The organism is Candidatus Latescibacterota bacterium (assembly GCA_019038625.1).
Lineage (GTDB): Bacteria > Krumholzibacteriota > Krumholzibacteriia > Krumholzibacteriales > Krumholzibacteriaceae > JAGLYV01.
Genome location: JAHOYU010000251.1, coordinates 1 through 12261, shown reverse-complemented (window position 1 = coordinate 12261; position 12261 = coordinate 1). Strand labels below are relative to the sequence as shown.

At 51.6% G+C, this 12261-nt stretch carries 10 protein-coding genes; 3 read left to right on the top strand and 7 right to left on the bottom strand.

Annotated elements, in window-relative coordinates:
* Both KOO63_16075 and KOO63_16070 read right to left on the bottom strand, forming a co-directional pair.
* On the bottom strand, positions 1 to 453 hold a 453-nt coding region (locus tag KOO63_16075), incomplete at its 3' end, for an IS3 family transposase (GenBank protein MBU8923334.1).
* A 20-nt stretch (positions 454 to 473) separates the two neighbouring features.
* Positions 474 to 758 carry a transposase gene (locus tag KOO63_16070; protein ID MBU8923333.1) on the bottom strand — a complete coding sequence of 95 codons (285 nt, stop codon included), beginning with the start codon at positions 756 to 758 and terminating at the stop codon, positions 474 to 476.
* A 63-nt stretch (positions 759 to 821) separates the two neighbouring features.
* Here KOO63_16070 and KOO63_16065 point away from each other — a divergent pair, with 63 nt between their 5' ends.
* On the top strand, positions 822 to 1007 hold the full coding sequence (locus tag KOO63_16065) for an LOG family protein (GenBank protein ID MBU8923332.1): 186 nt from the start codon (positions 822 to 824) through the stop codon (positions 1005 to 1007).
* A 3-nt stretch (positions 1008 to 1010) separates the two neighbouring features.
* Here the strand turns inward: KOO63_16065 and menA are convergent, their stop codons facing one another.
* From menA to gatD, 3 genes are all read right to left on the bottom strand, one after another.
* Positions 1011 to 1916 (bottom strand): 1,4-dihydroxy-2-naphthoate octaprenyltransferase, encoded by a 906-nt coding sequence (gene menA / locus KOO63_16060; protein MBU8923331.1) that lies wholly within the window; start codon positions 1914 to 1916, stop codon positions 1011 to 1013.
* Between the two features lie 547 nt (positions 1917 to 2463).
* The gene (locus KOO63_16055; GenBank protein MBU8923330.1) at positions 2464 to 4044 is read right to left on the bottom strand and encodes a flippase; all 1581 of its coding nucleotides are present in this window, start codon (positions 4042 to 4044) and stop codon (positions 2464 to 2466) included.
* Between the two features lie 51 nt (positions 4045 to 4095).
* On the bottom strand, positions 4096 to 5418 hold the full coding sequence (gatD, locus tag KOO63_16050) for a Glu-tRNA(Gln) amidotransferase subunit GatD (GenBank protein ID MBU8923329.1): 1323 nt from the start codon (positions 5416 to 5418) through the stop codon (positions 4096 to 4098).
* Between the two features lie 321 nt (positions 5419 to 5739).
* Between gatD and KOO63_16045 the strand changes: the two genes are divergently transcribed.
* Both KOO63_16045 and KOO63_16040 read left to right on the top strand, forming a co-directional pair.
* A complete protein-coding gene (locus KOO63_16045; protein MBU8923328.1) occupies positions 5740 to 7227 on the top strand; it encodes a hypothetical protein in 1488 nt (495 codons plus the stop codon).
* 207 nt (positions 7228 to 7434) lie between these two features.
* The gene (locus tag KOO63_16040; protein MBU8923327.1) at positions 7435 to 8952 is read left to right on the top strand and encodes a hypothetical protein; all 1518 of its coding nucleotides are present in this window, start codon (positions 7435 to 7437) and stop codon (positions 8950 to 8952) included.
* On the opposite strand, the gene gatE is transcribed toward KOO63_16040, so the two are convergent.
* Both gatE and glnA read right to left on the bottom strand, forming a co-directional pair.
* Positions 8953 to 10863, bottom strand: a complete 1911-nt coding sequence (gene gatE / locus KOO63_16035; GenBank protein ID MBU8923326.1) for a Glu-tRNA(Gln) amidotransferase subunit GatE — start codon at positions 10861 to 10863, stop codon at positions 8953 to 8955.
* A 27-nt stretch (positions 10864 to 10890) separates the two neighbouring features.
* A partial coding sequence (glnA, locus tag KOO63_16030) for a type I glutamate--ammonia ligase (GenBank protein MBU8923325.1) occupies positions 10891 to 12261 on the bottom strand: 1371 nt, incomplete at its 5' end.

Genomic DNA, 12261 nt, shown 5'->3' with positions numbered 1-12261 from the left:
ACTGAACTTCGATATTAGCATATCATCTGTCCAGTTCCAAAGGGGGACGGTATAGCCAGGATAAAGGAGCTTCAGGCGAACATACGTGATGTCACTACCCCAGACATGATCAGGACGATTTATGGCCAGCTTGCGCAGCAGATACGGGTATATCTTATGTTCTGGTGCAGGAATACTTGTTCTCTTCTGTGGTGCGATAGATAACAGTTCCATTACACGCATCAATCGTTGCATACGCTTCCTGTTTACCGCGCAATCCAGTCGCCGCAGATAATAACGCATTCCCCGGCTCCCCAGAAATGGATGCCTGGTATATTCCTCACCTAACATTCTCATATACATCAGGTTCTCTTCCGACTCGGCCACAGGTGCCCGGTAATAACTCGATCTTGCAAGGCCGAGAAGTTCGCATTGTCGGCCAACACTAAAGCTCTTGTCTTCCCTGTCTATCATCTCTCGCTTCTGTGATACCGTTAGTCGAGATGTCCCGTCTTTTTTATTAGCCAGTCGACTTCGATCTGAAGCTGCCAGACCTTCTTGTAGAGCCGGTCTCGTTTTTCTTTTGCCTTTTCGACTTCCTGATCTTTCTTCCTGACGAATACATCAGGAGCTACTTCCAGCAGTTTCTTCTTCCACACCGTGATCTGGTTCGGATGTACTTCAAACTCCTGCGCCAGCTCGTTTATCGTCTTGTGTCCCTTTAGCGCTTCCAGAGCTACCTTCGCTTTAAACTCTTTCGTAAATTTCCGCCTGCCCATTTATTCCCCTTTCCGAAACAGTACTTTTAACCCTTAACATACTGTCCAGTTTGAGGATCTCTTATACTCGTAGGGCACGACTACTGGCGCGGACTGGTCGATTGGGCCAAGGAAAGGATGCTGGCTGACGGGATGATCTCTCCGGAAGATATGGATTTTCTTCATGTGGTCGATTCCGAAGACGAGGTGATCGAGGGCATCAACCGTACCTATAAGAATCTCAAGCTCAATAAAAAGCAACAGAGCTGACCATCAACCCGACAGAAGCCAGGCCGTGGCCAGAAGCAGTCCGGTAAGGGCGTGGCTCAGGATCGTCGCGCCGTTAGCCGGGACCAGGCCGGCCGGGTCGTCGAAGCGTTTTGAAGCCGTTATTATAGCTTTCGCGGCGAGGATTATCGAAAGAAGGCTTATCAGTGTCAATCGTGGTATCAGGTCCATAGACACTCCGGCGATCACCGGTATGTAGGCAGCGATCATTATCGACGCGAACAGCACGACCGATTTTTTTCTTCCCAGCCTTACCACCAGAGTCCTCTTGCCGGCTGACATGTCGCCGCGATAATCCTGGAATTCGTTGATCACTATGATTCCGGTGACGAGCAGAGCCATCGGGATGGCCGCGATGATTATCGGCAGGCTGACGTGGCCCGTCTGTACGAAATAGGCGCCGACAGGGATCAGGCCGTAACCGATCCCTACCGCAATCTCACCCAGTCCGCGATGGGCGAGCTTGACAGGTGGAGCTGTATAGAAATATCCCAGAAAGAGCCCGATCAGGCCCAGCGCGAGGATGAACCATCCACGAGCGATGATAAGGAATATCCCGACTATCAGTGCTCCGGCGAAAAGAGTGATTGACAGGGTAAGGACCTCTCGCGGACTCAGCAATCCATCCTGTATGAGTCTTGTACCTCCGGTAAACGGCCTGGCGTAATCTACATTGGCCTCGTCGGCGCCGCTCAGATGATCGAAGTAGTCGTTTGCAGTGTTTGTGCCTAGATGCAGAAGGACAGCGCCGGCTATGGTGAGGATAAAGAGGCCTGGACTCCAGCTTCCTGTCTCGTACCTGGCGATCGCTACGGCCACCAGGATGGGAATGACGCTGGCAGTGAGGAATTCTGCTCTGAGTTCTCTGATAAGTATCTTTGGGCTTGCCATTATTTCCTTCTGTCTCGGGGTCTTGCATTACCTGTCTCAGCGAATATAATCTCTTCGTAGGCTGGAGGCAAATGCATCGGCAAAAGACAAAAAAAAGACGGGAAGCATTTGCTCCCCGCCCTCAAGCGCGTTTGGAATCCCTAGCCTCTACCAAACACTTTTGCCCCAGACACTTTTGCCAGCAATCATCAGGGCAATTATCAGCGCGATGTTTGAGAAGAACAACATATCGGCTCCTTTCGCTGAATTCTTTCCGAATTCCTTTAAGTTCCTCATCGTTTATTTATCAACCTTACGGTGTATAGTCATAGCAGGTGGTGTGCCAGAATTCCTCATTGTTCCTTATGATTCCTTGAGCCCTGTAACCGTTTATAAATAAAGCAGATAAAAAATGATTTATTTTCAGGAGGGTGAATTTCACATCAGCAGGGAATTAGGTAGTGTAAACAAATGGTTACATAATTAGGTGTATAGACGTAACACACTTATTTTTAGCGAGTTAGAAAGTAAACAAATTGTTACATGTATGTAAACAATTGTTTACGGTTTATCTGGTGAACTTTCGCAGAATATCGAGAAGTGAGTATACGGTTTTTTTCAGTGAGCCATCCGGTCTTTTCTCGAGGATATCGGACAAACGGTCCAGGTCCTCGCTCCTGATAAGTCTTGTAACTAACGCTATGACAAGGAAAATGGTAATACCAGCCAGAGAGATCACAATAACACGGATCCAGCTTCCCGTTTCAGCCAGGGCATAACCGAGAGCGGGAAAGATGAGGGAGATCAATAATGGGTGCAGGATATCGGTGATTCGTGACTTGACCCCTGAAACCGTGGTCATCATTACCTGGAGGACGATCGCAAGAGCGACGAAGCTGCTGAGAGTGGCGAGAGCCGCACCTTCTATCCCAAGCCTGGGAATGAGGGATATATTGAGGACGATGTTCAGGCTGGCTGCGAATATATAGGCGATCGCGGCTTTTCCACCTTTTCCATAGGCTACGAGCGATGCCCAGGCCGTCCTGCAGAGGATATCGATGAATCCGACAAATACCAGGATCCTCAAAGGTCCGGCTGAAGAGATAAAACGTGGAAGGACTATCTCGTAGATGTCGGTGGAAAGGGTGAACAGGATCGACGCGGCAGGTATGAGTACCATCAGTCCCAGCCTCGTCGTATTCCATATCTGTTTTCTGAACAACCCCTTGTCGCCCTTGCTCAATGCGGCGGTCAATGAGGGGATCAACGCCGTGCCGGCTGTCGAGGAGACTATAGTGAGCGCTGTTATTATCAGGGCAGCCATTCCATAAAAAGCCAGCTCCTCTGCCGGAAGGTAGAACTTGACCATGATCCTGTCCACTGAGTTAATGAGGTTCCACCCGAGGTTGGCAAAGAAGAAGAGGAATCCGAAGCCGAATACCTCTTTTGTGCCTCTTGCCATGGATACTGCCTGTTTGACCGCGTCACCGGTATTTGTGGCAAGGTCTTTCAGAACATTCCTGTGGAAGAACACCGCATAGAGTATCGCGCCGATGACCTCGGCTGCCAGGAAGGCACCGAGCACAAGCGTGACGCTCTCTCTCCAGAGAATGGCACAGATCGGCAGAAGCAGGTTGACCATCCCGTAGACGACAGAAAGTCCGGCTCTCAGCCGGCCTCTCTGCATCGACAGGAATGCGACCGCATAGAAGGCGTTGATGGCGAGAAAGGGTATGATCAGTGCGTATATTCTGATCGGCGCTACCGCGTCCGGCCTGTGAGAGATGTCGATGGCGATCCAGCTGGCCAGTGCGAACAGAAGAACCGACCAGACCAGACTCAGGCCGAGGGTGAGAAGTCCGGCGGACCTGTAGATCATCCTCGCGCTCTCGGGGTCTCCCTTCTGGCGATAGCCGGGGATCAGCCTGATCACGGCAGTATTGAATCCGATATTGGAGAGTAATGTGAAAATCTGTACATAGGGTACAGGTATGATGAGTAAGCCGTACAGTGCGGGGCCGAGTATCCTTCCCAGGAGTATCCCCCGGATCGGCTTGAGGATAGTCATACCTATCCTTGCGGCTGACACAAAGAAGGTGTCTGATATCACCCTGGCAGTCGTGAGATTTACGGGATCATTATTTTTCACCAGTCGTCCTGACGAAATCGTAAACGCAAACCGGTGGCAGCGGGAATCGCCCTATTTCATGTACTGGCTGATAAATTTCTCGACTTCGGGGATCCCGCCCTGGTAGATGAGATAGCCGTTATGCGGCTCTCTCTCCGTGATCTCTCCCGCGATCGGAGTGAGCATTATCTTTTTCACTTCTTCGCGGTCTTGGCTCTGTCCGAGAGCCCATCCCAGTTTCACATACGCCACCTCGGGCAGCATGTTGGCGGTGGGGATCACTCCGAGGTCCATTATATCCCGCCCGGTATCATATACGTACATCTGCACATATCCCCATAGGGTCTGAACGGTCATATATATATTGATGCCCTTGTCGCAGGCTTTTTTCAGCGCGGGGTAAAGAGGTTTGTTGACGTGTCCGAGCCCCGTCCCCGCAATCACGATGCCCTTGTAATCGTTATCGATCAGGGACTCGATGATGTCGGGTTTCATGCTCGGGTAGTAATATACTATCGATACACGGTCGTCGTATGCCGTATTGATCTTCACCTTCGTGTCATTTCTCCGGCGTTTGTAATCTTCTCTCAGCAGAGTGAACTTTTCCCTGTCGACCATGGCGATTGGGATGTCCCCGATCGTCCTGAACGTCGATCTATAGGAGGAGTGCATCTTGCGCACCCTCGTTCCCCTGTGCAGGAGTCCGTACTGGTCGCTGGTCGGGCCGAACATGCAGACCATCACCTCGGCGATATCGCTATGTGCTGCTGTACTTGTCGCGTTGATAAGATTGATGGCCGCGTCACTCGATGGCCTGTCGCTCGATCTCTGGGAGCCTACCATCACTATGGGAACGGGAGAGTCCTGTACCATGAAGGAGAGGATCGCAGCCGTATGGTGCATCGTGTCGGTACCATGACCTATTACCACTCCGGATATACCGTTCTTTATCTCTTTTCCTATTGCTTCGGCTGTGCCGCGCCACTGATCGGGCCCCATATTCTCGCTGAATACGCCGTAAAGTTTTTCCGTATTGAGATTGCATATATCGGCCAGCTCGGGTACGGAACCGTAGAGCTCACCGGGAGAGAAGGCGGGGATCACAGCGCCGGTCCGGTAATCGAGCCTTGACGCGATCGTGCCTCCCGTGCCGAGAAGTTTTACGTTTGGCTTTTTCGGATCGAATGGGAATTCCTTCTCCGGGATCTTGTAGTGCGCTTCCTTGCGGCCTTTTTCCTCTATCGAGGTTATCGTTTCGACGGCAAGCCCGACGTTATAACCGGTGTGCATCTTCAGGACGATATGGGCCTCGTCCGCCGACTCACTGCGGGGAAGGATGATACCGTTGAAATTACCCCTTGTGGATTCGATCTGAACGTCGCTCCAGACCCCCACCCCGTTTTCCTTGAGGCAGGAGAGCGCATCTCCCTTGTACCCCTTATAAAGATCCGATGACAGCGCAGATCACCTCGTTTCCGGACTCAGCCTGATGACAGGAAAAGACAATTCCCGACGCGGACCGGGAGCTCCGCGTTGTATTACGCCTCCTGTCCTTGATTACCCGGAATAATATAAGGCAAATAGGATTTCATAGAAAGTGAAAAGCTAAAGGTTTTCATAGAAATGACGATTCAATCTCAAGAGCCGGACCATATCTTTTAAACGCGCGACGACCGGGAGGATATATTGAGTTCAATGTGGATCACTTTGGGAAAAATGAAAATATTACAAATTGTCATGGTTTTTTTCGTTATGACTCTTTTGACATCTGGCCAGGCCGAAGGGCGCGAAGGCAACTGGATAAATATCGCCCTTTCAGGAAGCCCCATGACACAGGATCCGAAACTTATCAAGGATTCACTGACCCTTTCCGTGATCCACAATACGGTGTTTGAATGCCTGGTCCGGTACGGTGGGGAGATGAATCTTGTTATCGAACCTGCCCTGGCGGTCAGCTGGGACATAAAGAGCAGCGGGAAGATATGGGAATTCACTCTCCGTTCCGGTGTGAGATTTCATGATGGCTCAGTCATGACATCAGCCGACGTGGTAGATTCGTTCAGGAGGGATCCGATCTTCACCGGAGAGATCGAGGCTGTTGGGGATAAAAAGGTGAGGATGGTTTTTGAAGAGAAAAGATCTGGATTCGTGAAGAACATCACCCAGGTCGGTTCCGCTATCGAAAAGTTTCTACCTGACGGTACAATAGTCGGTACGGGTCCTTTCAGGATCGTCTCATGGCTGCAGGAGGAGAGTGTCGATCTGGAGGCGTTCGACGAATACTGGGGTGGTCGTCCGAAACTCGATGGAGTACATTTCCAGTGTGCCGTGCCGGCGGAATCGGCTCTCGACATGATGAAGTCAGGAGAGACAGATGTAGTGGATATCGTGCCGCCATCACTCGTGCAGGAATTCGAGCACGACCCCGCGATCGAGACCTCGGTGATGAAGGGGGTAAATGTGAGTTACGTGCACCTGAATATCAACAACCCACCGCTCGATTCGGCCGAGTTCCGTAAGGCTCTCAACATGGCTATACACACGGAAAAGATTATCAGGGACGTTCATTTCAACCAGGCTGTCATCTGCAGGGATGTGCTGCCACCGATGATCGGGGGAAAGGACGACGGCCCTCCGAGGATAGAGTACAGACCCAAGGCTGCCAAGGAGGTCATTGCGAGATATCTGAAGGACAGCGACAGGGTATTCAGGATGATAGGGCTACCCTTCCCAAGGCCCTATTGCCCCGAGCCTGCCGCCCAGGCGAGGCTTATAGCGGGATACCTGAAGGGCGCGGGACTGAAGATAGAGTATCAGCCTGCGGAATCGATGGAAGAATATATGCGGTATATGGACGAGCAGGATTTTGATCTGTTGATATCGGGATGGGTGATCGACTCGAGGAACCCGGACGATTTCTTTACCGCTATTTTTGGTGTTGGAGACGTCGATCCGGCCTTTCTGGGGGACTGGCAGAACGAGGAGTTCGAATCACTTGTCATCCAGGCACGTCAGACAGTCTCACTGAAAAGACAGTGGGATCTCTACCGCGCCGCTTCAGATCTTTTCTTCGAGGACTTACCATGGATACTGATCGCTCATACAAACCAGATCGGGGCGCACAGGAAAGTCATCGAAGGATTGCAATTCGATCCGACCAGTGAATTCCGGCTGCATGACGTCACGAAGAGAATGATCGATTGATCAGGAAAGAGTCTTTTCGAATATTTTCAATATCACAGCGCGTAGAGGCAGATGTCGTTTTGTGCCTGCTGTCCTTGATCATCCCGAATAATTTTATGCAAATGGGATCTCACAGAGAGTGAAAAGTTAAAGGTTTTCATAGAAATGCCGATTCAATACCTAGAGTTGGACCATATCTTTTGAACGTTCGACAACCGGGAGGATGTCTTGGCTTCCATTGGAAACACTACTGTGAAAAATAGCATATCAAAGCTTGTCATCACTTTGATTATTATGATCCTGCTAACGGCGACCCAGGCTGTGGGGCGGGAAGGGAACTGGATAAATATCGCCCTTTCAGGAAACCCCGTGACACAGGATCCGAAACTCGTCAAGGATTCGCTGACCCTTTCGGTGATCCATAATACTGTTTTCGAATGTCTGGTCAGGTACGGTGGAGAGAGGAACCTTGCTATCGAACCTGCCCTGGCTATCAGTTGGGATATCAGGGATGGTGGAAAGACATGGATTTTTACACTTCGTTCGGGAGTGAGATTCCATGATGGCTCGCTCATGACGTCTACCGATGTGGTAGAGTCGTTCAAGAGGGATCCGAACTTCACCGGAAAGATCGATGCTGTGGGGGCTGACAGGGTGAGGATGGTCTTCAGGGAAAAGAGAGCCGGATACGCGAAGAATATATCTCAGGTCAGTTCTGCTGTCGAAAAGTTTCTGCCTGACAGCACTATCGTGGGCACGGGTCCTTTCAGGGTCTCGTCATGGTTGCAGGGCGAAAGCGTAGAGCTGGAAGCATTCGATGAATACTGGGGCGGTCGTCCGAAACTCGATGGGGTACATTTCCAGTGTGCCGTGTCAGCGGAATCGGCTCTCAAGATGATGAAGTCGGGGGAGACAGATGTAGTGGATATCGTGCCTCCTTCGCTCGTGCAGGAATTCGAGCGCGACCCCACAATCGAGACCTCGGTGATGAAGGGTGTCAATGTCAGTTTTGTGTACCTGAATCTTGAAAATCCACCCCTCGATTCGGCCGAGTTCCGTAAGGCTCTCAACATGCTTATACACACGGACAAGATCATCAGGGACGTTCACTTCGATCAGGCTGTCAGCTGCAGGGATGTCCTGCCCCCGGTGATAGGTGGAAAGGATGATGGCCCTCCGAGGATACAGTACAGGCCTAAGGTGGCCAAAGAAGTCATTGCGGGATATCTAAAGGACAGCGACAGGGTATTCAGGATGATAGGGCTACCCTTCCCGAGGCCCTATTGCCCCGAGCCTGCCGCACAGGCAAGGCTTATAGCGGGATACCTGAAGGGATCGGGACTGAAGATAGAGTACCAGCCCGCGAAATCGATGCAGGAATATATGCAGTACATGGACAACCGGGATTTCGATTTCATGATATCAGGGTGGGTGATCGACTCGAGGAATCCGGACGATTTCTTTACAGCCCTGTTCGGAGTGGGTGATGTCGAGCCTGTCTTTGCTGTGAAATGGGATAACGAAGAGTTCGAATCGATGATAATCCAGGCGCGTCAGACGGTTTCAGTGAAAAGGCAGTGGGATCTCTACCGTGCCGCCTCAGGTCTATTTTTCGAGGACTTGCCCTGGATATTGATCGCTCATACGAACCAGATCGGGGCTTACAGGAAGGTGGTCGAGGGATTGAAGTTCGAACCGACCAGTGAATTCCGGTTGCATGACGTTACGAAGAGAGGATTCGACTGATCAGGAAAGAGCTTTTTCGATCATTTTCATTATTCTGGCACCGGGAGCCATTCCGCAGAATTTTTCCATCACACCGCGAGCTGAAAACCTGACCAGCTTCTCCATAGCGATATCGGGGAGGTCGCCGGAATCCAGGAACTTTTTTATTCTCGAAGCAAGGGTCTTTTCATCTACAGTCTCGAAAGTCTCAACAGCCTCCGAGGCCTGAATTGCTGTTTCTCCGCAGCTCCTCCTGACAAGACAGGGGAGAGATTCTACGGGAAGCTTCTTTTTATCTGCGAGTACGACAATTGTCTCAAGTGTCTCGTCGGAATATCCGGGAATCAGGTTTCTTTTGTTCATTCGTCTGACCTTGTCGAGCAGGAGGGAAGCGAGAGCGTTCGGTTCGAAATCTGTCTGCTCTGTCAGCCTGTCGAAAAGTGTCTTTGATGGAGATATGCTCATTCTCTGTGCCAGGAATTCATGGACCATTATCCCCACATAACGGCTGCGCCTCTCCCAGGGTTTTTCGGGAAGTATGTTTCTGATCCTGTCGATCCGTTCTTTGGTGATAGCCAGAGGTGGTAGATCGGTGTCGGGGTACATCCTGTTCGGGCCGGGAAGGATCCTTTCGAACCCCGTAGTTCCGTCTGGAAGGGCCTGTCTTGTCTCGTCGCAGACCCCGTCAAGAGCATCTTTGGCCCTGATTGCGATTTCCTTTACTGCCGTTTCGAGATCTTCTCCTCCACCCCACACGAGTATCACGACATCTTTTTTCCCGCATCCCGATTGCTTTTTGATCCTGGCCCACTCTTTACTCGAGAACGTTTCGCCCTCCATATCTGAATGAGCGATATTGGGGAGCCTGTCAAGGCAGGCTATGACCCTTACCCGGTCGGAGATCTCACGGGCGAATATCGTCTCAGGCTGAGTCCATGTATTCAGGATGCCTTCGTATCCCTTCAGGACGACAGCAGTGATCTTAAGTTTTTCCTGAAGCGCTTCGGCTGCGGGGGCATATTCCGTATCTTTCAGGATATCTGTGACATCAATGGAGGTATACTCGAAAGAATCGTGGTCGATCCCTCTCTTTTTCAGTTCGTCCATGATCTCGATGAGGGCGACCTGCCTGAAGGCCTCGTTGTGGACGAGAAACGGGATGTCGGGAATCCTGGGGACGCCCTTGATCTCCACTCGCTGGCCCCTGGCGACAGATACATTTACATCCTGTCTCGTAGCGCCTAAGCCGGTTCTGACCTTTCCTGTGGAGCGGACAAGGTAACGGAGGATCTGGGCTACATCGGCCACTTCCTGTGGTGTCCTCATCTCAGGCAGGGTCACCGTCTCTATCAGAGGTATTCCCAGCCTGTCGGTCCTGTAGACCCGCGTATGTCCGGTATCGCTTACCTCGCGGCACGCGTCTTCCTCGAGCCCCAGCTGGATGATACCTATTTCCCTGTCTCCGTAAGGTATCGATCCGTCGACGCCGAGGATCGTCGTCCTCTGAAAGCCGGCCGGTATCGATCCGTCGAGGTATTGTTTTCTTGCTATATGAACTTCAGAGACCAGTTTGCAATTGAGGAGCATCGTGACTTCCAGGGCAATGTCGAGAGCCTGCTGGTTTAGTTCGAATGGTGGATTGTCGTCCATCTCGTAGGTGCAGATGGTCTGCTGGTTGATCTGGTAGATGACGTTTTTCCTGGTCTTGAACTCCATCAGCGCCGTTCCGTCGTATTCGCCAAGTTCCGACAGGGTCGGGCGCATGTGGCGCAGGATCTCGGCATCGAATACATCGCTGTAAGGCTTGATGGGGCATCTGCAGAACAGCTTCTTTTCTGTGTCCAGCTGCTGGTGTATCTCGAGACCGCTCTTCATACCGATAGCCTGGTAATCCTCGAGCGTCAGATCTTCCATTCTTCTAGGTTCGACCAAGAAAACACTCCTTCTATTTGACCAGGATCAGCAATCCAGATAGAGTTGCACTTCCAGCGGATGTGTCCTGTTCCTGACAGGGAGTACATCCTTTTCCATCTTCAGGGCTATCCAGTCTTCGATCATGGTCTCGTCGAAGACGTTGCCGTCGAGCAGGAAGTCGTGGTCCTTCTTCAATGCATCCAGCGCCTCGCTGAGACTTCCGGGAAGAGACTTGATCCTGGAGCGCTCCTTATTGCTCATTTCGAATACATTTACGTCGTATGGGCCGAATCCGAGTTTCGTCGGGTCCATTTTTTTCTTTATCCCGTCGAGACCTGCCATCAACTGTGCGGCCATCGCCAGATATATATTACATGTAGCATCAGGCGGCCTGAACTCCATCCGTTTTGCCATGGGTGAGCTGGCATACTTCGGTATCCTGATTGCGGCGCTCCTGTTGCCCAGGGAGAAGAAGCTGTTGACCGGCGCTTCGAATCCCGGTACCAGCCTTTTGTATGAGTTGGTGCTGGGGTTGGTGATGGCCATGAGTGCCGGAGCGTGGTGGAGAAGGCCAGCGATATATTGAAGGGCTGTTTTGCTCAGTCCCGCGTATCCTGACTTGCTGAAGAACAACGGTTTGCCGTTTTTGAACAGGTGTTGATGAAAATGCATCCCGTTGCCTGCTTCGTTATGCAGGGGCTTCGGCATGTAGGTGGCGATGAGTCCTTCCTGGTACGCTGCCATCCTTGAGAAATATTTCACCATCATCCCGATATCGCCCATCCTTTTCAGGGGAGCGAATTTTACTTCGATCTCGACCTGCCCGTGCCCGCCCACCTCGTGATGATGATAGTGGATCGGGATGCCCGCTTCTTCCAGAAGGACTACGGTCCTGTCCCTGATGCCTGCTACAGCATCTTCAGGTGGAAGGGCGTGGTATCCGCCACCGGTCTTCAGTCCGAATGTTCCTGCGTCTTCACCCTCGCAGGGATGGATCTCGTAGCCGAAGTTCATGTGCGACATCGCGACGAGTACCTTATCGAAGATATAGTACTCGAATTCAGGGCTCCAGAGGGAAAGGTCGGCGATGCCCGTCTTCCTCATGTAATCTGCTGCCTGTTGCGCGATGAAGCGGGGATCCCTGGGGAACGGCTTCTTCGAATCGGCCTCGACGATATCGCAGATAAAGGACACTGTCGGGATCTCGCTGAACGGGTCTATAAATCCAGTAGAAAGGTCGGGGACCAGCGACAGGTCTCCCAGTTCAAGCGTTTTCAGCCCGGCGAAATTCGAGCCGTCAAAGCCCAGCCCCTTGGTCACGAGTTTTTTGTCGAGGTTCGAAGCGGGGACTGTCATGTGGTGCCATTTGCCGAGAAAATCGGTAAATTTGAGGTCGATCAGCCGTATGTCGTGCTT

What these genes read in the sequence shown, in the direction of transcription:
- KOO63_16070 (MBU8923333.1), bottom strand. Translation starts at nt 758, where the DNA reads ATGGGCAGGCGGAAATTTACGAAAGAGTTTAAAGCGAAGGTAGCTCTG.
- menA (MBU8923331.1), bottom strand. Translation starts at nt 1,916, where the DNA reads ATGGCAAGCCCAAAGATACTTATCAGAGAACTCAGAGCAGAATTCCTC.
- KOO63_16045 (MBU8923328.1), top strand. Translation starts at nt 5,740, where the DNA reads ATGAAAATATTACAAATTGTCATGGTTTTTTTCGTTATGACTCTTTTG.